The sequence below is a fragment of the Stieleria sedimenti genome (assembly GCF_025060895.1).
Taxonomy (GTDB): Bacteria; Planctomycetota; Planctomycetia; order Pirellulales; family Pirellulaceae; genus Stieleria; species Stieleria sedimenti.
Genome location: NZ_JANZKV010000012.1, coordinates 44,045 through 68,135, shown reverse-complemented (window position 1 = coordinate 68,135; position 24,091 = coordinate 44,045). Strand labels below are relative to the sequence as shown.

Annotated in this window: 14 protein-coding genes and 1 tRNA gene; 4 read left to right on the top strand and 11 right to left on the bottom strand. The window is 57.2% G+C overall.

The genetic code is table 11. The features are described from left to right. Nucleotides 1–51: 51 nt before the first annotated feature. From NZK35_RS01985 to NZK35_RS01945, 9 genes are all read right to left on the bottom strand, one after another. Complete coding sequence (locus NZK35_RS01985; protein WP_259630924.1) at nt 52–1,749, bottom strand: alginate export family protein; 1,698 nt, start codon at nt 1,747–1,749, stop codon at nt 52–54. A gap of 93 nt (nt 1,750–1,842) precedes the next feature. Next, nucleotides 1,843–2,823 carry an RnfABCDGE type electron transport complex subunit D gene (locus NZK35_RS01980; RefSeq protein ID WP_259630923.1) on the bottom strand — a complete coding sequence of 327 codons (981 nt, stop codon included), beginning with the start codon at nt 2,821–2,823 and terminating at the stop codon, nt 1,843–1,845. Further along, nucleotides 2,820–4,601, bottom strand: a complete 1,782-nt coding sequence (locus NZK35_RS01975) for a CRTAC1 family protein (protein WP_259630922.1) — start codon at nt 4,599–4,601, stop codon at nt 2,820–2,822. The genes NZK35_RS01980 and NZK35_RS01975 overlap by 4 nt, the downstream gene beginning before the upstream one ends. 6 nt (nt 4,602–4,607) lie before the next feature. Then, nucleotides 4,608–8,138, bottom strand: a complete 3,531-nt coding sequence (locus NZK35_RS01970; RefSeq protein WP_259630921.1) for an ASPIC/UnbV domain-containing protein — start codon at nt 8,136–8,138, stop codon at nt 4,608–4,610. Beyond that, nucleotides 8,135–8,764 carry a hypothetical protein gene (locus tag NZK35_RS01965; protein WP_259630920.1) on the bottom strand — a complete coding sequence of 210 codons (630 nt, stop codon included), beginning with the start codon at nt 8,762–8,764 and terminating at the stop codon, nt 8,135–8,137. Before NZK35_RS01965 ends, NZK35_RS01970 begins: the two co-directional genes overlap by 4 nt. Nucleotide 8,765: 1 nt before the next feature. Beyond that, entirely contained in the window at nt 8,766–10,325 is a 1,560-nt protein-coding gene (locus NZK35_RS01960; RefSeq protein WP_259630919.1) for a 4Fe-4S binding protein, read from the bottom strand. A gap of 8 nt (nt 10,326–10,333) precedes the next feature. Next, nucleotides 10,334–10,789, bottom strand: a complete 456-nt coding sequence (locus tag NZK35_RS01955) for a FixH family protein (RefSeq protein ID WP_259630918.1) — start codon at nt 10,787–10,789, stop codon at nt 10,334–10,336. Nucleotides 10,790–10,799: 10 nt separating this feature from the next. Further along, complete coding sequence (locus NZK35_RS01950) at nt 10,800–11,024, bottom strand: hypothetical protein (RefSeq protein ID WP_259630917.1); 225 nt, start codon at nt 11,022–11,024, stop codon at nt 10,800–10,802. 38 nt (nt 11,025–11,062) lie between these two features. Next, the gene (locus NZK35_RS01945; RefSeq protein WP_259630916.1) at nt 11,063–11,647 is read right to left on the bottom strand and encodes a hypothetical protein; all 585 of its coding nucleotides are present in this window, start codon (nt 11,645–11,647) and stop codon (nt 11,063–11,065) included. A 1,062-nt stretch (nt 11,648–12,709) separates the two neighbouring features. On the opposite strand from NZK35_RS01945, the gene NZK35_RS01940 reads away from it, so the two are divergent. The 3 genes from NZK35_RS01940 to NZK35_RS01930 are packed head-to-tail and all read left to right on the top strand — an operon-like array spanning nt 12,710 to nt 13,905. After that, on the top strand, nt 12,710–13,048 hold the full coding sequence (locus NZK35_RS01940) for an FAD-dependent oxidoreductase (RefSeq protein ID WP_259630915.1): 339 nt from the start codon (nt 12,710–12,712) through the stop codon (nt 13,046–13,048). A 36-nt stretch (nt 13,049–13,084) separates the two neighbouring features. Next, the gene (locus NZK35_RS01935) at nt 13,085–13,672 is read left to right on the top strand and encodes an FAD-dependent oxidoreductase (protein WP_323379598.1); all 588 of its coding nucleotides are present in this window, start codon (nt 13,085–13,087) and stop codon (nt 13,670–13,672) included. Further along, the gene (locus NZK35_RS01930; protein WP_259630913.1) at nt 13,606–13,905 is read left to right on the top strand and encodes a hypothetical protein; all 300 of its coding nucleotides are present in this window, start codon (nt 13,606–13,608) and stop codon (nt 13,903–13,905) included. Before NZK35_RS01935 ends, NZK35_RS01930 begins: the two co-directional genes overlap by 67 nt. 27 nt (nt 13,906–13,932) lie before the next feature. Here the strand turns inward: NZK35_RS01930 and NZK35_RS01925 are convergent. Then, a tRNA-Gly gene (locus tag NZK35_RS01925) sits at nt 13,933–14,005 on the bottom strand. 52 nt (nt 14,006–14,057) lie between these two features. On the opposite strand from NZK35_RS01925, the gene NZK35_RS01920 reads away from it, so the two are divergent. Beyond that, nucleotides 14,058–14,207, top strand: coding sequence for a hypothetical protein (locus tag NZK35_RS01920; RefSeq protein ID WP_259630912.1), 150 nt, complete (start codon nt 14,058–14,060; stop codon nt 14,205–14,207). A 196-nt stretch (nt 14,208–14,403) separates the two neighbouring features. Here the strand turns inward: NZK35_RS01920 and NZK35_RS01915 are convergent, their stop codons facing one another. Beyond that, the gene (locus NZK35_RS01915) at nt 14,404–23,976 is read right to left on the bottom strand and encodes a S8 family serine peptidase (RefSeq protein WP_259630911.1); all 9,573 of its coding nucleotides are present in this window, start codon (nt 23,974–23,976) and stop codon (nt 14,404–14,406) included. Nucleotides 23,977–24,091: the final 115 nt, after the last annotated feature.

Below are 24,091 nucleotides of genomic sequence, written 5' to 3'. Positions count from 1 at the left end.
CGATGCGCCCGCGGCAGTCAAAGTGGAACGGTGGGTTGCTGCAGCAGTCGCTTACCACCTTTGCTGAAAAATCAGATACAGACTTTCGGCGTCCGAGGCTTGGTTGGGCCCGGCAGTTTCCTCTAGGAAGCGTCCGCCAAACAGCTTGTTATAGCTGACGAGAAGATCGGAGTATCTGGTGAGGTGGAAATTGATAACCAGATCGATTTCATCACCGACGTTGTTGCCGGCCGATCCGGTCGGGTCACGGCGATACGGGACACCACCGGCGTTGTACAGCGCGTCGCGGTCTTCGGCCAAGTAGAAGTGATGATACTGGAGCCAGACCGTCGTCCATTTTGACGGATAGAGGTAAAGGTGTGCGTTGATATCGTGGATGTTTTGACGGCCGACCAGATCCATCCAGCCCAGATAGTAGTGCCCAAACGGAAACTGCTGGTTGAACGTGTTTGACGTCCCCGATGCCGGATCGTTGTCTCCGCTGGCGTAGTCGTAATAAAGCCAAAACGAGGGTGACCAAAATGCCTTGCCCCAATGTTTTCCCAAGCCGAGCGTTCCCATCCCGGCCATCAAGTCTCGATCGCCTTGTTGTCCAGTTTGCAACGCCGCTTCTGCATCCCATAAGAATCCATCGCGACTCCCTGCCCAACGTGTGCCAAACGTGTGGGTTTGGAAAGGGGCTCTGCGGATGCCCAACGGCATTGCCGCGTTTTCATTGTCGTAGAACAGGTAGTACAGGTCGCGCGACTCACCTTTCTGTGGCCGGTGAGTCAGCCATAGCCCGGCAAACGTCTGATTGTCATCGGCCGAATCAAACTCACTCGCTTGCGGTGGCACGTAGTGGGTCCAAAACGCGTCGACATCGAATGATTCCCCTTGGCGGAACACCCGAAAACCGTCGAAGGAGTGACGCTTGTTCGCCCACGGCAGGGGAGTGACCAGTCGCTGTGAACCGAACAGTAATTCCTGACGGCCCCCGCGCAAGTAGACCGGTTTGCCTGCCAGATCTCCGAGGCGAATATCAACGAATAGATCCAAAAGGTCGCCGCGATCAACGTCCGGCGGGACAGGCGCCAGTTCTTCTCCAAAACTGTCCGCCCAGACGTATTCGCCGTACACACGAAGCATGTCACCGTACCAAACATCCAGGTATTGCCGGACATGGCTGAGCAAGTAATCGTTCTTCATTCCCGACAGACGACTGTTGGTCTCATTGGAGTAACGGAGCCAAAACTCGCCTCCCGTGCTGAGCAACAGCCTGTCGGTCAAATGGATTCGCTTCATCCGCTCGACGATTGAGCGTTGGGCGTCGGGGACTTTCTCGACATACCTCCAGTCGGCGTCGAAGAAGGGCCACGCATTGATGGCGAACGGTGCATACCCCGACGGCGGTTTGCCCGAACGGCATCGACCGGTCAACGCATCAAATGCGGAATAGTAGCCGCAACCACTCGGCGGAATTGAAAAGATTCCCGGCCGAGGCATCGGACGAACGGTTTCGGGATACTTGGACCAATCCAGGCATGTCCCCGTGACGTTGTGTTGGCATCGACAAGACGCCGGAGCGACGGGGGCCGGCTCCGTCGCGGCGTGCCGGGGCAGCCCATCAAATTCGGGCGGTGTCGCGTCGACAACGACCGCCTGTTGGAGAGTGGAAACGGCACTGCCGTCATAGGCCGCCGTGTTAGAAATAGCGGCAAACGCCACCAGGAGAGCCAATCCATGGCCTCCGGCTCGAGCGAAATGCATCGGTACGCCTCAATGTGCAAAACTTGTTTCTGAACAACGTTTTGCTCAACCCTTGTCGGTACATGTCGTCACAGTCGACCGCTCGGCGCAAACTCAAGTCGTTTCTGCTGGCCCAATTTCCCTTGCCAGGGAGGAATCGACTGCATTTTTGTCATAGTTTAACAACGGCTCGGCGTCTTTCGCCTGTCCGCAACGGTGGCGTGTCCAACGCATTTCGATGGCCAACGCCAAGGGACCGACCAGGAACAACGCGTAATACGGTGCATGAATGAATTCTGCCAACCGCAGAAACATCTCGACCGCTGCGATCAAGCATGCGACGACGCACTGCCCCCATTTGGGACGAACCGTCGTTTTCGGGTCGGTGATCATAAAGAAGACAAACAGCTGGTACATCGGTCCGGTCAGTGGTGACACGTTTGCCAAGAACGGACTTCCCGTCAGCCAACTCCGCGCCCCTGCAAACGCGATGAATGAGATGACATACGTCAGACAGATGTGAAACCGTTTCAGACGGCTGATGATCATCGACCCAAGGACCCAGACCACCAGCATCGGCCACAAGGTGTTGCCCCATTGGATGCTAAGACTGGCCACCGCCGTCGGATACAAGAACAGCATCGCGCTGACACCGAAATTGGACGGGTTCCAAAGGTGTCGGTCGTGAATCCGCAAGACGTATTTCGACATGATCGACAGTCCCGAGCACATGGCGTAGGGCCAAATGAATGGCGATCGGATCAAAATACCGACGCTGATCCCAGAGATGTAAGCGCTTGCCAAGTGCGGAAACTTCCCGACCACAAGTTTTCCCAACACAAGCTCACTGGCGATCGCAATCCCGATGGCGATCAAGGTTCTCGACCAGCTCTCAAGAATACCAAAAGTCAACTGCCCCACCAGCAGGATGCTGGTGATCAATAACGGTGCCAGAAACCGATTTTCCAGGGTCAGCCACCTACGCCATGTGCCGCCCGACGGAATCTGCGCCCCATCGGATGCGGAGTCAGCTCCAACGGCGTCACCGATCGAGGCAACATTGGATGACGATTGCAGTGATTGAGAATCACTCATTGTACCTCTCGAATCGTATGGAGTTGATCAACCGCAGGGGCAATGATCTCTTGTTCCTTTCCACTGGGCCATCGAATGACGACGCGCTCAACGTCGGACGCGGCTCCGAGTCCGAAATGCAGCCGGCCCTGGTTTTGCGAGGAATAGCCACTCGCAGCGACTATTTCTTGCAGCTGCTGCTGCCCGTTCCAAAACACGCGGACACGCGCACCGATCGCACTGCGATTGCTCTCGGTTCCTTCCAGGTCGAACGCAATCCAATGTCGTGACGGATCGACCGTGTTTTGGTACACCAACGCTGGCCCCCGCTGGTTCGCAACGACGACGTCCAGGACGCCGCGATTGCGGAAATCCGCCAATGCGATCGCGCGGCCGTCGTACCGGTCGGTCACGCCCACCCACTGCGCGACGTCTCGGAAGCTGCCCGAACCGTCGTTGACCCAGAGACGCGTCGATTGGTAGCCGGCCAGACTCCGCTGCCGCATGTCCGGCCAATTGGTCGCATCGGAAATGATTTGCTGATGCCCGCCGGTGATTTGAGAAAAGTCATACCAGTAGCTCGTCCCTTGTTCGCCCGACACGTAGCCGTTGGTCACGTAAAGGTCAGTGAAACCGTCGTTGTTTAGATCCCCGAATTGCGCTCCAAAACTCCAGCCCCCTAGTTCCACTCCCATCACCGAGGCCAGGTTCTGGAAACGAATCGACTGGTCGTCCGATGGGAACCACAAGTTATTGCCCTGCAGCAGCACACCTTCTTCGGAGATATTCGATTCATAGATCGAAAGCCGGCCTTGATTGAGGACGTCACCGACAGATGCGTTCATCCCGCTCTTGGGCGCGAACCCGATTCCAGACTCCTTGCCGACCTCGACAAAGCGTTTTCCGTCTTCGTTCCGAAAAAGCTCTGACACGCCGTAGTCGTTGGCCAGGAAAAGATCGACAAAGGAGTCGTCGTCGAAGTCAGCTGCCACGACCGCCAGCGTCCAACGAGTGCTGTCGACGCCGACTTCTTCGGTGACGTCCACGAATTGCCCGCCGCCGGCATTTCGCAGCATCCAGTTGTGGCCACCATTGTCGGCATATTCGAAACTCTCGGGCATGATCCGCGTGTCAACCAACTCGTTCAGCCTGACGTCGTCCGGCCAATAGCCGGCCAGGAACAGGTCGACGCGTCCGTCGCGGTCAAAGTCCAGCCACGTCGCGGTGCCGACGTTGGCCCAGGCGGGCAGCCCGGCAGAATCTCCGAGCGATTCGAACCGTTTTCCCTCGTGGTTCTTGAGCAACTCTTGGCGCCCCCAGCGATAGACCAGCACGTCGTCAAATCCGTCATTGTCAAAGTCTGCCCAGACGGATCCCATGCAGGCGCCCACACCCTCTCCATTCAAATTTGCCAGTCCGAGTTGTTCTGCGATCTCTTCGAAGCTGCCATCGCCTCGGTTGCGGTAAAAATGATTCTGTGCCCCCGGAGCGCTGGACGTGAGGTAGAAATCTTGCCAGCCATCTTGATCGACATCGACGACCGAGACGCTCGCCCCCATCGCTGAGATCTGAGATTCAATGTGGCTGAGCCGCCGGTCGACTTTCGGAGGTTGATGGACAAAATCGACGCCGACGTCTTGGGCGACCTCGTGGAGAGAGAATCCATATCGTTGCAGCCGTGTGTCGGTCGAAATCAATTCACGACCTCCGGTTTTCAAGTTGCCCGACGACCAACGAAAGTACGCGGCCGGACCAAACAACAGACCGGCAAAGCAAATTGCAATGATTGAACGAATCATGGGCGGTTACGGAACAGAGGATGGGGAAAATCTTTGATGATGTGGCATCAGCTTTCGTTGAAACGCGTCTGGCGTGACGTAGCGGGTATGAAACACCTGCCAGTCGGCTTCGTGCTTGAGATAGACCGGGTCAGCCGTCAGCGGTGGCAAAGGACGGCTGTATTCCGGAGCGACGTCCGCGATGGACGAGTGGCTCGGCAGGGGACGCACGGTTCGAGAATAGCTCGTGTTGAAGTCTCCATCCTTGACCCAACCGTCCCCGACCAACACGAAGTCTCGCTTGCCATCCGCCCTGTCGGCCGTGGCGAGCGGCGACGAAGACGCGGCCGAAAAGCGGAGCACGAGCTCATCACCGGCGTTCATGATGACGTAGCGGTCATCGACGTGCTGCAGCAATTCCGCCACGTCGCCATACCGTGTGTAGTAGCCTTCCAGATCCAACCACTGCGGTGCACGAGATCCGACTTCATAGATCGGCGTGTCCGGGCGGCGGCGATCGAACGGTTCCAGCTTCGAAAATCCGCGGCCGAGCAATTGCGAATCCGTCAGGGCAAGTTGGGACTGCGTGACGTCTTGATCAGTCAACCGGGACGACCAACGCAAGGAATCCCAGTAGACTTCCATGTTCGTCCTTAAACGATAACGGCTTTCCGATGACAATGATCGACTGTCGAGCACGATGATCATGTCCTTGTGCTTTCCCGCCGGAAAACCGAGGTCGTCGCGAAGACGTTTCCAGCTTCCGTCGGCCATCAACTGCTCCAAAACCAAACCATGCGGCCTTAACGATGCGTTTTGCGAAATGGCAACGTTCAGGGAACTGTCGGTGGGATAGATCCATCCGTGCCCGACCAACAGGATTTCGCCGCCGTTGAGTGCATCGCGAGGAAAACTGAATTCGATCCAATGTTCCGTCGTCAGTCCTTGATAGGGGCCGAGCGGAAAGTGGTCGGCATAATTGCCGTCGTTTTCACGTAGCACTTCATCGACGCGGTCTCCATTGGAGTCGGTCAGTTGCAGCAATCTCTGTGGTGCCGAACCGACCAGGATCTGGTCACGAGGCGCCTTTTGAGGAACAAAACTTTCGTCCACATAGATTTCGGTGTCGCGTTGGTGGTCGATGGCCAGCAAGGACACATGGTCAAAGAAGTGAGTTTCCCACAATTCCGCGGTGATGCGAATTTCGTATTCGCCGTTGCGCTCGGCAAGCGCGTCGCCCCCGATTTTGATGCGGTCTTCGGTCTGCGTGATACCGGCGGTGTCTTGGGCATTGATTTTCAGCCCCAGTGGGGACCGCCAGAGAAAGTCTTTGATGAAACGAAACCCACTGCCGTCGTAAGTGAATACCCAGGGGCATGATCCCTTTAATCGTTGCACGGCGACGGAAGACGAGTTTTCAGACAACTCGAATTCTGCTTGGTTGGTGCCGTTGGGCCAAACAATCCGAGCGACATCAATTTGCGAGTGCTTGCCGAGTCCGAAGTGGATGCGAGTCGAATCGATCATCTGCGATTGGACTGTGTTTCCGGCACGGATTTCAATCCTACCGCCGATGCCGAACGGATTGATTCGTTTATCGCCGTCGGCCCGTGTCGCTTTCGGTTGTATGCTGTGCCATCGATAACCCGCGCGGCTTTCATTTTTCCAGATCATCGTGCCGGCATCGGTCTGTCCGACCAAATCAAGCAACCCATCACAATTTATGTCGATAACCGACGTCACCTGGGTTTTCGGGGCAGCTGGGAGTGGAAACCAGTCGCCGCCGATATCGTGTAGCCAAACTTGGGTCTGACCGGCGGCGCTTGCGACGACATCGATCGCGCCGTTGTTGTCCAAGTCTGCTGCTGCGAGAAAGCCGGCCGAGCGGGATACCGCGGCGTCGCGTTCCGTTTCAAGACTGAGGTCTGACTGTAGGTTGCGTTCGATGCCCCATTCTTGGCCGTCAAACTCGCACGAGACGATCTCCCCCTCGCGAGTGAAACACAAGATCTCGTATCGGCCGTTGGCGTTCAGATCGGTAACGGCAATCGCGATGCACGCGCCGATCGAATCAAGCGCTTCCAGATCAAACTTTCCTCCCCGAGCATTCATCCACACCGCCACGTGGCCTTGACGATCAAGATGTATCAGATCAACGTCGCCATCGAGATCAGCGTCGATTTCCTTGACCGCGATCACGCCTTGAACCGACGGAATGGTGTCGAACGGTTGGAATTGATTCTCACCGTTGTTGATCGCACACCGAACTTCGGCGTCGCCGTCACTGAGCAGTAAATCCAAGTCTCCGTCGGCTTCGATGTCGGTGCACCACACCCCCGTCCAAGGTCGTTCAAAAAGCTCCAGGTCGGTTTCCAATGCGGTGTACTCTCCGGTCGGTTGCGACAGGAAAATCCGACAGCCCTGTTGACCGACAAGAATGACATCGTTTTGAAAGTCATAGTTCAGATCGGCCCAGGCGAGCGACGCCCGAGCGTTGTCAGGGGTGTATCCTGGAAAGGGCAGCGCGGCCGACTCCTGGATGTGAAGCGTATCGCCGGTAAGCGACAAAAGGGTTGAGCATCGCTCACCCGGCTGCTTCACAGCCCATGTGAAATCGTGCCGCGCTGCTTTTCCAAAAATTTCTGTTGAAGTGAAACGAAGTGCTCGATCCGATGGCGATGCTCCAGACGGCGGCATCGACAACGCGAGCAACGATCGGACCGGAGTTCCCACGGCGGTGACCGAAAGAATGCCCAACTCGTCAAGGCTTTGCTGGTAAAGCGGCAAGGGCTTGACCACGTTCTCGAAAAAGGTCAGTGCGACCGCGGCTTGGCGGTAGTCTCCATCGCTTGCCGCCTTTGACGCTTGATCCAATTGAGAACGCTGCAGCGGAGTCCATTCTTGGCCCAATGAGTCAAAGCTGCCGATCACACGATCCAGCCGTTCCTTATCCGAGACGGTTGCCGCCAAACGGGCGCATTCACATCGGACTCGCAGGTTTTCCGGATTCTGACGAAGGATCTTCGAAAGCAATTCGAGCCGCTCTTGGTCGGCAGCGTCGGTGTTGGGCTGATCGAGCAATGTGCTCAGCTCGAATGCAACTTGAATGTTCTCTGGCCAGTCAGCATGAACGGTGCGCAGTGTTTCAATCGCTTCAGGGATTTGCCCCGTAGATTTGAGTAGCTGGGCTTTCAGCAGCAACAACTCACGTGATCGGGGCAATTGGGCCAGCGCAGCATTCAGTGCTTGCTCGGCGGCCCCGAGATCGTTCAGGCGGAGCTTTGCAACGGCAAGATTGGCCCACAACGCAGGCTCGTTCGGCTGTTCCTTGACCAGCCGATCAAGAACGCCGGCGGCGCGTTCATTTTCTTCGACGTCGAGTGCTGCAAGACTGACATAGAAACCGGTCGCCGTTTGTGCATCGGCGACGATCGGTTCGTCGGCTTGATCGGGATCCGAAGGCCTCCGCCTGACGACGAAAAACGCAGCCACGGCGATTGCCAAGATCGCCAGGCTCCAGATCCAAATGTTTTTGTGTCTCGGTTCAATTCTGGTCATTGTTGTGCTTCCATCACCGCAAATTCTTGATGATGATCGTGGTGTGAACCCTCGCCGGCCTCGACGCGACCATCGGGTTGTCCGCTCTGAAACTCTCGGTATTGGCGAATCCGCCTCGCCATCGCATAGGTCCAGACACCGCCAATCAGCACGAAGGGAAACAGATAGATGGCTAAATCCCAGGCTCCAAAGCCAGGCGGAGTGGACTCCACTTGCACCACGATTTCTTCGATCGAGCCGCCCGGACCGGTGATTTGGATACCGACATTCCAGAAATCGCGCTGATCAAAGTACGGCTCCGAAAAAAATTGCATGCTGTGGCGCAACGACTGCTCGGCAGCCGGGTAGGATGCCCGATCCAGCCGTCCGCTCGTCGGCTCCGTCCACAACGCAACGTCGGGAATCCTCAAGGGACGTCTGCCGTCGCGGGTTTCGACAACAATAAAGAATCGTGCCTCGCCGATATCGGGATCGGCCCAAACCGATACCTTTTGATTCGCAACGGGCTCGTCGACCAAAACCGGGAATGGCGGTCCTTCGTGCGCCCACGCCGCGCCCTCAATGCCAACCGAGGACAAGCCCCAGAGCATCGTGGCGAGCAACGCGAAACGTAGGTGGTGGTGCATCTTAACCTCCCAAAAATGTGCCACGCATGTCCATCGGCTGATTCATGATCCAGACGGCCGACAGAAACAACGCAACATGCAAGACGGCCCACGGAGCCGTGATCCAACTCGTCCGGGTTTCAGTCCCCGTGTTCGGCGCTCGACGCCCGATCGCCGATGCGACGATTAGCGACCCGAGCAGCCCCAACGCAAGGAACCCGATTTCGATCGCGTAGACGACTGACTCGGGAAGCCCACCGAGCTGCCACTGCGGGTGGCCCAACCAATCGGCTCCCGTCGCTTGTCGAACGGCATGCTGCGTCACAGGGATCACCGTCAGCACGCCCGTCAAGAAATGAAACGCATAGTGCGCTAGCCAGACGCCGAATCCGATCGGCAGCAACGAGGGCGCGTAGCGTTGTACAATCGTCGGCAGGGATTCGGCCGTGTTCGCCATTCGACGCGTGACTGCCGCCGCACCGAGCAGCAAAACCGCCGGTTCGACCACCAAGAACAGCACAAAGATCGTCCCCAAGATCGGCCACTCCACCGTCAAACCGGTCGCCTTCGCGATCGACGCTTCCAACGCATAAACCGGACTGATCATCGCAAAAGCGTTCAGCAGAGCACCGAAAGTAAACACGATCGCCAGCGCCGAAAAATCACCGCGACGTTCCGGCATGCCGAGTCCCGATCGAGGTCCGGTCATGCACAACTCTTCACCCGGCATCCGGGAGAAGATGCCGACGTTGTCTTCCGGGCAGGCGTACACACAGTCCAGGCAAAAGGTGCAGTCCAGGTTGCCAACCTTTCGCGGCTGGAACAACGCTAACTCGCAGCCCCGTTGAACGACAGGAAGCGAACTAGACAACGTGCTCGGTTCAAACGCCGCCGAATCGGCGTTCGACGACGTCGCACTTGATCGACCGCGGATGCAGTCCTTGGTTTCGCATCGATCACACACACCTCGGTCGCGGACCGTGACTTCGAGGGGTGAAAGCGTCGAGCTCAAGAAATTGAATTGCCCGATCGGACAAACAAACTTGCAAAACGACGCGCGTTGAAACAAAGCATCAATGACCAACGCGCTGATCATGTACATCACGATCAAGACGCCGGTCCACCAAGGGCTGGAAAACAAATCGCACCATTCGTAAAGAAATAGGACCAAAACAAACAGCGCGATCGCCGGCCACTTACTGCTCATCGCTTTCGGCCAACGGAGACGCGGGGCGTGCAGCTTGCGAGCCAATTCGCGGGGCAGCATGAATGGACAGGCCATGCAAAAGAAATTGCCCGCGAACAGAATCACCAGGACCACCAGTCCACGAAAGTGCACCCACGTCAACAGGGCGGCAAGATTTTTGGGGGCCAGCTGGGGCCCGAAAAACGCATGAGCGATCATCAGCAGACTGATCAACAGGACGGGAATCTGCAGCACCAACCGCGATCGATGCCATCGCAAAAATCGGCCCAACAGCGGTAGCGAAAGGAGATCGAACCCCTGTCGGCGGCGACCGGATCGCGCATTCGATACCGACAAAGCCGGCGACAACGAGTTTGTTGATCGTTGATCACTCATTTGCGAGTTCACTCGACGCTCACTCCGGGGACGTCAATGGTTTGCTCAACCAACGTCCGGTCGCCGACTAATGCTGTGACGAGTAGGAACCAATCGCCTCCCATCGTGAAATCGATGGTTCCTGAATACACTCCCGGTTGATCCGTTTCCTCGATGGTCGCAAAAGACGGCTTCATACCGGCGTGGTTCATGTTTCCTTCGACGGTTAACTCCGCGTTATTGATCGGATTGTCCTCGGCATCAAAAAGCTTGATCGTCAGATTGCACTCACCCATCGACGGTTCCTCCGGATCAAGCTCGACGACGACTCGACCGGATGTCCCGGCTGACTCTGTCCCCGTGCCGCCGCATCCGATGATCGCGGACGCCATCGACAGGAGAAACAACGTCAAAATCATCGCCCCCACGCTTGGTCGCGTTGGAAGATCAAGACTCCCCTGCGGCCGGCCGTAGATCATATGCATCTAACTATTCCTAAACTTGTTGTGAGGTATCGTTGACCGTGCGGTCGCCTTGGATCGGCCTCGCACTCCATAGCAAGACAACACACCCCAGCGAAATGAGCCCACACAGGACAAGCACGACGCGAGATCCAATGGCTTGGGCGACGGGCTGCCCGCCCGCCCAAAACCATCCGGCGATCGAAACCGCGAACAAGGCGACGAGGAAAAATGAAATCACTGCTCTGACAAGATTCATGACTGGTTCTCCCGGTGATCATGGAAGGTGACGGACGATCAGGCCTTGGGTGCACGAGGTTGCCACGCGCACGAACACCCTTGATGGGCGGCTTCGCCCGGTAATGGAAACATGTGGTAGAACATTGCAATCACCATCGGGACAAACACCACCGTGTTGTAGAACAAGTGCAGTTCCACGCGTGGGATCACGAGTTGCAAAACGCTGACCGGAACCGGGGATCCGAAGAGGTTGTGTTGGAAAATCGCTTGCCCTTGCAACAAGGCGTGTTCGATGTGGTGCCAGAACTGAATCCAGAACGCAATCATCCACCACGTGTACGACTGCCCGCCAAATCCCTTGCGAAGGATCCAGAACGCGATCAGCATGATCAGGGCGTAGGCGTAGTGCAGTAGTTCCGACTTGACCATCCACGGGTACCACAAGCCGAGAACTCCGCGAGACTCCGCGATCGGCCAGTCGAGGACGTAGATTTGAATGGCTTGCGCCAGATGCTCACACCAGTGCGCGAGCACGATTGCCGTATACAGCCAAAGCGCTTGTTTGTGATACGGACCATTGATTTTGTCCATCCAGCTCATCTGGCTGACGGACGACGGCAGGGTGCATGTTGAAGCGGACATCGACGGTCTCCTTTGGGAAATCTCAATTCAATCACAGAGAGGGAGCAGTAGCTCGGTCAGGGCACGGAGCAGTGGTGACACCGTGCGCGCAGCGAAATGTCAAATCGATCTCGAGGAGCCAGACGCCATGAAACGACTTGAACCGTTGGGGTGATGCCCCAAGCCAATCGACGAAAGGAAATCAAGTGTCGGCCGGCAGATCCGCCGAACAGGACCTTTCAGTCGCAATGGCCAAAGGCTGGACGGCAGTTCCTCCGCGCACGTGCCACATCAATGGATGCAACGCGCGGCGCAGCTCGACACAATCTCCCGATCGTTTGGGATGCGACTGGGCCGGCGTGGAAGACACCCACACGTCCTGCATGCGGATCGGGCTAACGCACCCGAGAGCCTCAAGCAACGGTCGGAGTTCACCCAACGCAATGCGAAGCGACTGGTTTCAGCCCGGCGCTGCGACACCACACAGGAGTCGATGTGACTCGATGTGATTTTTCGCGCAGCACTACCGCCGACAGCTCAGCCGATGCAAATTGTCGGTCCTCGCGTTCAGACGCACTGACAGACGCACTGGGGAGGTCGGTCAATACGACCGGAGTGGCCTGGATGGCCACCGGCGTCCTGATCAAAACAGCATTCCATTGACTCGTCACGAATCAGGAATTCTTGACACTGCTGGCGACAGGCCGAAATCTCGATGATTTCAAACGAGGTCGAAGCAGCGGAATGAGGGGGCACAGGTCGATTGGGCACATTCCGGCAACTCGGCCCATTGCAAGGCCGCGCCGGGATCGGCGCCGGTGAGTCCAACTGCTCCGACCCATCCACTCCGGACCGATCGGTCGTGTCCGGCGAATGGGCCAGCCAATCGCCGCAACTTCCATAGGCCGTTGAATCCGTCAAACCAAAGATGGCGACAGACAATAACAAACCGGCCACGACGCGATTGCGGTGGTAGCGAGAATGCGTGATCTGATGTCGAAAAGACGAAGCCATAGCGGTGGCAAGTTATGCCGGGTGCCGGCCTTTGTCAACAGAATTCGCTGGAAAATCGCGTGTTTGCCTTTGAGACAAACTCGCACTGGCGCCGATGTCACGTTGCACTGTATCGCATCGCGAAGTGTCGACGTGACTCCCAATGGCGGCGGGAAAAATGACGAGCGATTCGACAGTGATGTCAGTCTGATCAATTGGCCGCAGAACGATTACTTGCTGAGAAACCTGTTCGGCGAAGGCCCCGAGGCGGCCGAGACGCATCTGCAGCGGGCGCGACAACTGAGTCTGTGTCTGCTGTACTGGCTACAAACCGAAGCACCTCGCCCCGACGGAGGAATGGGCTTCGCAGGACTGCGGCTTCGCGGTGACCTGATGGGCAGCAGCGACGGACTCGCCAAGATGCCTTAGGACCGCGCGTCACGCCGGATCCGGGCACGCTTCACCGTGCTGGAAGAACACGTGGGGCGACAGAATCGGAGTCTGGAGACCGGTCAACCGATCGACGAAGTCAGCGCTGCCCGATTCGAAGACTCGGTCGGCGAGGCTAGCGATCTCATCGATCTTCATCCCAGCAGTGCAGGCGACAACTACATCGGCTCTGCGTCGTTGCCGTTTCAAATTCCGTTCGGCGCGTTGTTGCCCGTGCAAATGCAAAACCTGTTGCCGGCCTGCAAGAACATCGGCACGACGCACGTGACCAACGGCTGCTACCGGTCGCACCCGGTGGAGTGGGGCGTTGGCGAAGCGATCGGCTGCCTAGCCGACTTCGCCATCACGCACACCGAGAGCGTTCATCGTGCGGCAAACCGTGCGTCGATGCACGGCGTTCACCCAAACGAATCGTCATTGGCTGTTTTTCCGGCACCGGACAGCCCGATGACAGGGGTGCCGCCTTTGGCACGAAAATTGCCACTTCATTCAAGGCGGAACGATCCACTCTCGACAGGCATTCGAGGAGCAGAGCCATGTCACCCGATTCGCGAATCGTGGGCGATACCCGCGACAAACTGGAGCAGAAGTATTGCGAACTGAAAGAACGGCGAGACGATCTATGCCGTGATCTCGCCGGGTGGTGTGCCGTTTACATCGCTCCGGGAAGCGAGCCCGTTGATGCCCTGGAACCCTGTCGCGAAGCGGCCGAAATTTGCCACAACACTGAAAAGCTGGAGATGGTTGACCGAATCAGCAACTACACGCTCGACATGCGAAAACTCCAAGAACTGCTTCGCGCGGCCGATGCCGAACGCAGCCACTTTGTGATCTAGCACGCCCGAGAGGACCGGCTACATCAGAGCGGGTGACCGGATTCGAACCGGCGACAAACAGCTTGGGAAGCTGTCACTCTACCAACTGAGTTACACCCGCGAAGCGACCGCAGTTTAGGTGATCCCGCGACGGCCGTCAAAGCACACACCAAATGGCCCCCGATCACCTTGCCACCTGCGGAGACTTCGACGCGTATGCCGCCTACCTGCGTGTCTCAAAATTCGAAGCGGTAAAGAAGTTCGAATACCTCTTGCTGCACCCTTCGTCCAAACTGGAATTCGACGATCGGCTTGCTCGTTGACTCTACTTGGCGTCCGACATTGCGCGCAAACCAGCTTCGATGAGCATCTGAAAAAAGGGCAAGAGCAATCAAAAAAGAATCGAACCTGAAACCGGTCCGGCCTTTCGGGCCACCGCCGCAGCCCCTTTTTCTGACCGCACATGATTGCAAACGAGGTCATTTGACCGGGGTGCCGACATTGCATCCAGCTTCATGGTCAAATCGCTAGCCTTCGCAAGAAGCGTCCGCCGAATTGCCCGTAGTCTTGACCGTCGACATCACCATCGCCGTCGAAGTCCATGTCGGGATCGTATCCTGATTGCCCTTCTCGCTTGAGGAACGTGAGCCCGAATCGCCCGTAGTCCTGCCCGTCGACGTCACCATCTCCATCGGTGTCTCCAAACAGTCGGAAGAAGCCATCGTTGTTCGAGGGGTTTGCCGCCTGGCCGCCGAACTGAAAGTCACTGGCCATGGCGAGCGAACCGTCCGGCGTCGTGACCTGACTTGCGGCGATCTCCAAACGATAGTTGCCATCGGCGAGGCTATTCCCGCCCATGCGTGCCACCGTGGAGGCTCCGGAGAATGCCAGAACCACGGTTGTCTTTCCGCCGCTGTTACTCGCTGCCACAGTGATCGAACCGACTTCGATATCGCTGTCAAGATTCGTCAACTTGAAAGCACCGTCGAGCGTCGTGTGGTTGACTTCTTCACCGAAGACGACGGTCAATGAAGTCACTTGAGAGTGACTCGTCGAATCTCCGTCGTTGATGACCACCGACTCCACGTTGGGACCAGACAAAAACGTGATGTTGAATGTTTGCGGAGCCGACAAGTCGTCGCCGCCATCGCGACGGCCACCGTTGTCTCGCACTCGAACGGTCACCGTCGCCGTTCCGGACGCCGATACCAGCGGAGTGAACGTTAACGTTCCCTCATGATCGATTTCCGGTATCGAAGCGAACCAATCAGGGTGATCAACCGAGACGATGAAGTCAGAAATGACTTGCGAAGCATCGTCATCACCAGTACCAGGATTAAAACCGGTGGCGAAGGCTGGTTCCGTTTGTGGCCCGGCGCCGGCCGCCACGGCAAGGTCGCCGCGAAGGTTGACCGATGGCGGATCATTGACGGGCGTCACATGGATCGCGAACACTTTCGTCGTCGTATCCATTCCGGCGAAGTCGCGGCCACCGTCGTCGGAAAGGCTCACGTTGACGATGGCGATTCCGGCCCGATTTGGATCGGGAGTGTACGTCAAGCGTCCTTGCCGATCGATCACCGGAGCAGTAGAGAAGAGATTGCTCTGCTGGGTCGCGACGGAGAAATCGGTGATCCGTTGTGTCGCTTCATCGCTGCCACCGCCGGGCGAGATGTTGCCCGCAAAAGCGTCCGTCGATTGCGCCCCAGCCTTCTGGCTCACCGAAATCAATGACGGGATGTCAAACGTGGGCGGATCGTTGACGCTGCGGATCGTGACTGTAAACGTCCGCGCAATGATGCCATCGTCACTGTCATTGAACGTCTCATTGGCTCCTGCATTGCGTGCTTCGACAATGATGGTGATCGGTCCTTCGCTGGTGTTGGCGTCCGAGTTGGGCGTGAACGTCAGCAAGGCCTGCGTCGCACCGGCAACGTAGTTGACGACCGGATGCGGGATCAACAACGGATGTGAACTCGTGGCGGTGAGTTGCAAATCAGGTCCGTCTACCCGTCCCTTGCTGATCCCACCGAGCGAGACTTCCACGGCTCCATCACCCTCAATCAACAGCGGTGGATCGGGAATCGGATTCAGTGTTGGCGGAACCAGGACCGGCGTGATGATGAAATCCAGCTCGGTGATCGCGTTCAATCCGTCCAACGGAACCCGGTGACCTCCATCGACCAGTCGATTGCGCAAGACATTGATGGTCGTCGTTGATTTCGGGATCGTAGCGATATCAATGGTGCCGTCGCCATTTGGCCCCGACGTGTCATTGTCAAAGTTAGCCAGCACGAGGGGCGCGCGTTCAAAGATCGACGCCTGTGCGACACCGAAGCTCTCCAGTGGTTCAAATCGAACGTGTACCGGATTGGCGGTCGTATCGGTGATGTTCCGAAATACGGCCACGCCGCCGTCAGAGAGACGCGTCGCGACGATATCCAAATCGCCGTCATTGTCGATGTCGGCAACATCCATGCTGTCAACGCCTCTGTCTCCCGTTCCGATCGAATAGGCGCGTTCACGGATGAGCGCACCGTCGCTACGACCGGCCAGGATCGAAAGTGTATTCTGGCTGACGTTTGCGACAGCCAGATCTGGGATTCCGTCCCCATTAAAGTCTCCGCGGACCATCTCCAGCGGACCGCCCCCGACAGGTTCGATATGCGACAGTGCAAATCCGCCCGCGCCGTTTCCGGTGAACAACGCCACATCACCGAACGGTGTGTCGGGAAGCGTCGGCGACTTGTGCAGCACGGCCAGGTCCACGTGACCGTTTGCATCATTGTTGAAGTTGGCCGCGACAATCGAGACCGGATCTTCGCCAGGCAGGGGAATGGCAGGTTGAACGGCAAAATTTCCCGCACCATCATTGAGCAACAACTGGAACGTCTCGTCGGTCTTCGCGAAAACGGGCGGCGAGGACTGCACCAATGAGTAGGTGCCGAAATTCAGGACGGCCAGATCGGTGCTGCCGTTGTTGTCAAAATCCCCCGATGTCAGACTGATCGGATTGAGTCCGACCGGGATCGATTGACGGGCGAGAAAGTCTTTCCGGTCCTCGTCAAAGTCGAGCAAAATCAGCACGTTGCCGCTGGCTTGCCCGACAATGGCGACATCCGATTTCCCTGCCGCGTCCCCGTTAAACTGCCCCACAACCATCTCAAGCGGAAACGACGTTCCCGGCATGGTAGGGGTCTGGCCCAACGGAAGATTGAGATCGCTGGGGGCGAACGCGCCGTTCTGGTCGTTCAGCCGGATCGCGAGCACGTTGCCGTCACTGATCAGCACAGCAAGATCTTCGAATCCGTCTTGGTCAAAGTCTGCGTGCGACGCATCGCTCAGTGTCGTAAACGCATTGACACCCGTGAACAGATTCGATGTCTGGTTCTCGAACGCATTCCCAAACGGCGACTGGTGCACGAAGTCCCCGCCCAAGCTTGTACGCACGCTTGCAATTCGCGAACCCAAATCGCCGAGCCAAAACGATCCATCCGCCGCCGTCGTCGTGATCGGCTCATCAGCGCCGGCGGTATGCTTGCGATCGCCGTTCCCATCCAAGTAAATCGGGATGTTCCGGTGGGGAAGATCAACACCTTCGTCATAAATCCCGTTGTCATTGTTGTCTTCAAACACCCGTCCACTGACCGCCGAAGCCGTCGACTGGCCGGATGCCTGAACCCTGCGGAAACCAAAGTCACGGTTGGTAATCGTTCCACCGGCGGGAAGGAAAAGGTCCCAGACGAAGTCGCCACTCGCACCAGGCGCAACCTGTTCGTGCCCATTGGGTGGTATCGCCGCGATCGTGTATGAGAGATGGGCATCGATGTTGGTAAACTCATAGCGACCTTCCGCATCCGGAATCGCAAAACGCTCACCGTCATCGAGTTGGCGGTTGAAATTCAGATCGAGAAAAACGGTTGTCGTCACATCGACCGGTTCACCCGCATCGTAAACACCATTACCGACCACATCCTCAAAGACCCTGCCGGTGATTGTTCCCGGATCGGGGATCAAGCCAATATTTAGTTCCGTAAAAAACTCTCCAGCCTGCAGGTCACGGGTGACGCTCGGCGATGCGAGCGGATTGAACGCGATAAAGATGTCGCTGAGATGATTGTCGGCCCCTGGAACCCAATTTTCGGCCTGTGAAGCGAACGCCACGCTACGACCGTCGGGGCTTAGTGATGGGAAATTGCTATGGTGATTTCCTTCCCCGCCGGCGTCACTGACACTCACACGTTCGATCGACCCGGTTGATCGGTCGTAGACAAAGATGTCAGTGGACCCGTTTTTGTCGTCGGGCACCAAATTGCTGGAAAACGATCGGAACGTCACATATCGACCATCGACACTCAGAGCGGGGGAATCGCTGTAGGCGTTTCCTTCGACACCTGTTCGACCGATGCTGATTCGTTGGATTTCTCCGGTCGATCGATCGAAAACAAACACGTCCGAGGCGTCGTTCGTATCATCGGCAACCAAATTATTTGCATCCGAGACGAACGTCACGAATCGGCCGTCGCCGCTAAGCGAGGGAGAGAAACTGTTGGCATTCCCGCTCTCACCCGCCCCATTGATGCTGACGCGTTCGACGGTGTCGGCTGATCGGTCGTAAACGAAGATGTCTTTGAGTCCATTGGTATCCCCCGCGACCAGATTGTTGGCAATGGACTCGAATGCAACGATCCGACCGTCGCCGCTCATCGCGGGTGCAAAACTGGACGAGCTTCCTTCCTCTCCTGCCTGGTTGGTACTGACACGTTCAATTGTGTCGGTGAAACGATCGTAGACGAAGACGTCGAACGCGTTGTTGTTGTCTTCCGATACCAGATTATCAGCATACGAATGGAAGGACACGTATCGTCCATCAGCGCTGATCGAAGGCGCATCACTTTTCGCGTTCCCTTCGACGCCTCCATCGCTGATGCTGATTCGCTCGATCAGGTCTGTCGAGCGATCGTAAACAAAGATGTCAGACACTCCATTGGTGTCGCCGGGGACCAGATTGTTTGCATTGGACTGAAAGGTCACGTAGCGACCCTCGGTACTTATCGAGGGTAAGTTGCTAGGTCCATTTCCGGCGACGCCCGTATTGCTAACACTGACCCGATCGATGGCTCCCAGCAATCGATCGTAAACGAAAACGTCGCCTTCACTGTTCGTATCCATCGCAACGAGGTTGCCGGCCTGTGAGTGGAACGCCAGATAACGACCATCCCCGCTCAGCGACGTATTGCTACTCGGACCGTCCGCCAGATTTGACTCGCTTCGCACCAGCGTCAGTGGCGGTGTATAGACGGACCATCCTTCGGTCGGATGCGCGTCAAACTGAGTCTCACCCGGAGCCAGTCCAATCAGATTCAGCGTGCCAGATTCATCGATTACCGAAGTTTTCAAATTGTCACTTCCACTTGTTGTGGTGAAGCCGACGCCCCCCGTCACTGTGACTTGGATCCCTTCGATGCCCGGTTCGCCAATGTCCAGTTGCCCGTCTTGATTGCGGTCAAAATACACCTTGCCTGTGACCGTCGCGGTGGCTGCTTCCACCGCCCCATAATCCGGTTGGATACGGATCTGCCCCAATTGATCCAGAGTACCGTCAGCAGCCGGATCTGCAGAATCGATCGCCGGGTTGCCAACGAGCAACGGATGCACCGGCGGGAGGTACCCCTGTCGTTGCAGTGGTCCGATGAAATCCGACTGTGGGGTCGTGAACAGAATGTTCTGCCCGGACGCAGACGCTGCGCGGCTGTCGAGATCGCTAAACACCTCATTGGCCGCGAACAAGGATTCGCGCACCGTGACTTCTCCAGAAATCGTGACGAATGCTTGGGATTCCGATGCGAACGCGATCGTTGAGTGATTGACATCAACGTTTGAGCTGGATTTCCGATACGTGACCGAGTCAATCGTATCCGTGGATCGATCGTAGACGAAAATATCTTGGTTAACGATATCGCTGTCTCCCGGCACAAGATTGCTTGCTCCAGAGATGAATGTCGCGTAGCGACCATCACCACTGAGCAGGGAGCCGAACGAAAAACTGCTGTGATCATTTCCTTCTGTGCCCTCGTTACTCAGGCTGACTCGCTCCATCGCTTCTGTCGATCGATCGTAGACGAATGTGTCGGCAGTCCCGTTAGTGTCCCCCGCCACCAGATTGCTGGCCGACGAAAAAAACGTCAGATAACGACCGTCGGCACTCAGCGAGGCGTGGCTGCTTGGGCGATTCCCTTCCACTCCCGTGTCGCCGACACTGACTCGCTCGATCGAGTCAGTCGCTCGGTCGTAGACGAAGACATCAGACCGATTGCCCGTGTCCCCAGGCACGAGATTACTGGCACTCGAATGGAATGCCACGTAGCGACCGTCGCCACTGATGGAAGGGTTGAAACTACCGCCATTCCCTTCCATTCCCACATCACTGACGCTTACTCGCTCTATCGTCGCTGTTGATCGATCGTAGACAAAGATGTCGAACTGATTGTTTGTGTCCCCGGGCACGAGATTACTGGCATCGGAGTAGAAAGCGACATATCGACCGTCGCCACTGATTGAGGGGTTAAGACTCTTGTCATTTCCTTCCGCTCCCACGTCGCTGACGCTGACGCGTTCGATGGTCGTTGTTGATCGATCGTAGACGAAGACATCGAACTGGCTGTTGGTGTCCCCAGGCACGAGATTACTGGCACCTGAAGTGAAAGCGACGTAACGGCCGTCATTGCTGATGGAGCCGAAAGCGCTCACACCGTTGCCTTCCACGCCGGAGTTACTCACGCTCAACCGATCGATCGATTTGGCGATTCGATCGTAAATAAAAATGTCCGAGGCCCCGTTCGTGTCGTCCGGCACGAGATTACTGGCAATGGAATGAAAAGTCACGTAGCGGCCGTCTCCGCTCAGCGAAGGGTGAGAGCTATATCCGTTCGCTTCAACGCCCATACCACTGACACTGACACGTTCGGTTTTTCCTGTCGATTGATCGAAAACGAGCACGTCCGAGGTGTTGTTGCTATCCTCCGGCACCAGGTTGCTTGCCTCTGTATTGAACGCGACATAGCGACCGTCTGCGCTGATCGTCGGACTCCCTGAATTGGCGGAATAGTTGATCAGGCCGTTGGCAATCGTCCCCCAACCACCGGAGTTCGTCGAGAATGTTGAATTGGATACAGAAAGATCTTGCGAAGAAAGCGAATAGAGCCCACCGCCGAGATTGTGATCGATCGTACTCCGCCCAACGACTCCCGTTGCATTGCCACTGTAAAAGATGCCGCCTCCATAGTCGGATCGGTTCTCGGTCAACCAGGTTTCATTCAGCGTTGCAGTTCCTCCCCATATCGCGAGCCCCCCGCCATAGCGTTGCGGCGAGCCCTCTTCACCTACCGCGACATTCTCTCTGACGATCACTTGGTGTAGGTTCAAGTCACCGACGGAGAGAATCCCGCCCCCTCCCTGTCGTGCAGGTGCAACGCCACCAATCACCGATAGCCGAGAGAGCCCGAGAGACGCTGTGGGGTGAACCTTGAAGACGCGATCGAATCCTTGAGCATCGATAAGCGTCCTGTCGTTGGTATCGCCGAAAATATTGACGTTGCCTTGAACATCAAAATCCCCCGAACTTGCATCAGACCAACCACCGGGATCAAAAATCTCGAGTGATTCGATTTCCGATCCGAATGCCGACGTGGGATCAATCACGGGCGCCAGATCGATCGTGTAGGTCCCCGAATTCAGTAGGATCGTACGCTCCGAGGGTGCTGCAGCGTTGGCGACGACGATCGCGCTGCGAAGAGAACCGGGAGCGAGTGAATCGGTGAATGAATCGACATAAATGATCGACGGATCATCTTCGATCTTGACGATGAAAGATCCGACGTCGCGCGTCTGGGTCGTGCCGTCACCCGTTCCCGCTTCGACGTGACCCGCGACGGTCGCGATCACATATTCGCCGTAGTCCAGAGCATCCCAACGCGGTGTTGCTCCGCCAGGAGCTTCCATCACGTAGGTCGCGACAGCGCCCTCGGCAGTGGCAGCCTTTGAACCGGGCTTGAGTGTCACCGCGATCTCATCGGCCGGCCCCCACTGTCGCGTGACGATGACATCATCGTCGTCGATGGAGTCGAGGTTGATGCCATCGCGATGGCTGTATTGGATCGTGAATTCGGTCGCCGTACCGCCGGTCGTCGTGATCTTCTCTTTGGCGATGACCTTGGCCGATGGTGCAAAGACATTCGCGCGGATCGCGTTCGCGGCACTCAGGCGACCACCTGTGCGGACAAGTTCGGTTCCGCCTGTGAGCGATTCGACCGCTTGTTCGCTAAGCAGTGCTTCGCGGATTTCATTCACGGTCGCTTGTGGAAAAGCCGACCAAACCAACGCGGCGGTTCCGGCAACGTGGGGTGCCGCCATGCTGGTTCCGTTGGCGGTTCCGTAGCCGCCGCCCTTGAGCGTGCTGCGGATTCCAGTGCCAATCGCGGCGATGTCGACGGAGGTGCGACCGTAGTTGGAGAACGTCGCCAAACGGTCGTCGGGGGTTGCCGCGGCCACGGCGATCACGTTGTCGACTTCGTAGCTGGCCGGGTAAAAAGGTGTTTGGTCGTTGTCAACGCCGTTGCCAAAAATGTCTCCATTGCCTGCTGCAGCGACGAACAGCACGCCGGCGTCGCCGAGTTCGCCGATCGCGGTTTCGAACGCCAGTTCATAACCGCCCGGTTGACCCCAACTGTTATTGAGCACGCGGAGGTTCGCGCCCTCGACGGTACGGTTGTTGTCGTCAATGCTATGACGCTCCCGCATGCTTTTGGCGTAGTTGACAGCGCGCAAGGCTGCGCCGGCATCGCTGCGGTTGCTGTTGTCGAGGATCCGCAACGACATCAGCGACGCTTGCCAGTTGACTCCGACCACGCCCGTATGATTATTGCCCACCGCTCCGATCGTTCCCGCCACATGCGTGCCGTGGCCGAGAGCGTCGTCGGGTTCGTTGGCTGCGAAATCGTCGTCAGCACCGCTGCGGAAATTCACGCCGAACAGGTCGTCGAAGAAACCGTTCGCGTCGGTGTCACGACCATCCGACCAACGGGGATCGGCCAAGAGATCCAACGCGTCAATTCGACCGTTGACGGAATCGCGCTGGCCGGCAAGGTCTGTCACATAGGTCGCATTGACACCGACCGCGTAAGGCGTCGCCGTCGTCAATTGATCGACGGACGCCAGCTCTCCCGACACGAGATTGCCGGTACCGTCCAGCACGACTGTCGAAGCGACGTAGATGTCGCCGTCGATGACGTGAAGATTGTTGAGATCGTAGAACGTGATCAGGCCATCGCCGTCGATGTCTTCCAGATCGTTCTTGAACGATGCCGGGATTTCACCTTGGTTCAGCCACAGATTCAAGTACAAGTCTGGGTGATCCAAGTCGACCCCCGAATCGATGACGCCGACAACTGTTTGCAGACTGCCGGTTGATTCGTCCCAGGCGACCGGGGCACCGATCGTGTTCAGTCCGTCGAGCAAACCGGCAGCAAAATCTGATTCGTTCGGCGTGGTCGTTTGTCCCGTGATGACCGAATTGAGACTAAAAGACTCGACGGCACCATTGCGATGAAGACTCGACTGGATGTCGGCTGCCGAGACGCCCGTTCCACGCATCAGGATCAGGCCTTCCGATCCCAGTCCTGCGATGACGGTGAAGTCGTTTGGCGCATCGTCCAGGATTTCATCCGCGGTTTGAAGCACTCGCACCTTGCTCGCTGCGCGATCGGTCAGCTGGACGATCCATTCGCCGACGGCGAGTTCACGGGGGCCTTGAAATGCGTCGTCGTAGACGGGATCAACCTCGCCGAGCGACTCAAACGCAATTCGCTGCACATGGTCAAAGGATTCGAACCACGTGATCGGCGCCGGAGGCACGATCGATTGAGCCATCGGTTCAGGGGCCAGGCCGACGTCTGCGGCGAGCAAGTGGCGTGATTCAAGTTGCTCCAACTGCAGTCTTAGCTGGTGTCTTTTGCCGCTGGGAACTTTGGAACCGTGACGAAGGAACCGACACGGCTTCTGGTGAGCGTTGGAGTTGGGGGACGAAATTCCCATGGGCAGATCGCGTTGCCGGACGACACGTTGGTTGGCTGGTTGTGCTCGCTCATGGCAACCAGCGACTCGGCTCGGGTTGCCGGTCGCCCCTTCCGGATACATGAGACGCCTCTCA

What these genes read in the sequence shown, in the direction of transcription:
- NZK35_RS01960 (WP_259630919.1), bottom strand. Translation starts at nt 10,325, where the DNA reads ATGAGTGATCAACGATCAACAAACTCGTTGTCGCCGGCTTTGTCGGTA.
- NZK35_RS01955 (WP_259630918.1), bottom strand. Translation starts at nt 10,789, where the DNA reads ATGCATATGATCTACGGCCGGCCGCAGGGGAGTCTTGATCTTCCAACG.
- NZK35_RS01980 (WP_259630923.1), bottom strand. Translation starts at nt 2,823, where the DNA reads ATGAGTGATTCTCAATCACTGCAATCGTCATCCAATGTTGCCTCGATC.
- NZK35_RS01975 (WP_259630922.1), bottom strand. Translation starts at nt 4,601, where the DNA reads ATGATTCGTTCAATCATTGCAATTTGCTTTGCCGGTCTGTTGTTTGGT.
- NZK35_RS01965 (WP_259630920.1), bottom strand. Translation starts at nt 8,764, where the DNA reads ATGCACCACCACCTACGTTTCGCGTTGCTCGCCACGATGCTCTGGGGC.
- NZK35_RS01985 (WP_259630924.1), bottom strand. Translation starts at nt 1,749, where the DNA reads ATGCATTTCGCTCGAGCCGGAGGCCATGGATTGGCTCTCCTGGTGGCG.
- NZK35_RS01950 (WP_259630917.1), bottom strand. Translation starts at nt 11,024, where the DNA reads ATGAATCTTGTCAGAGCAGTGATTTCATTTTTCCTCGTCGCCTTGTTC.
- NZK35_RS01915 (WP_259630911.1), bottom strand. Translation starts at nt 23,976, where the DNA reads ATGGGAATTTCGTCCCCCAACTCCAACGCTCACCAGAAGCCGTGTCGG.
- NZK35_RS01945 (WP_259630916.1), bottom strand. Translation starts at nt 11,647, where the DNA reads ATGTCCGCTTCAACATGCACCCTGCCGTCGTCCGTCAGCCAGATGAGC.
- NZK35_RS01930 (WP_259630913.1), top strand. Translation starts at nt 13,606, where the DNA reads ATGTCACCCGATTCGCGAATCGTGGGCGATACCCGCGACAAACTGGAG.
- NZK35_RS01920 (WP_259630912.1), top strand. Translation starts at nt 14,058, where the DNA reads ATGGCCCCCGATCACCTTGCCACCTGCGGAGACTTCGACGCGTATGCC.
- NZK35_RS01970 (WP_259630921.1), bottom strand. Translation starts at nt 8,138, where the DNA reads ATGACCAGAATTGAACCGAGACACAAAAACATTTGGATCTGGAGCCTG.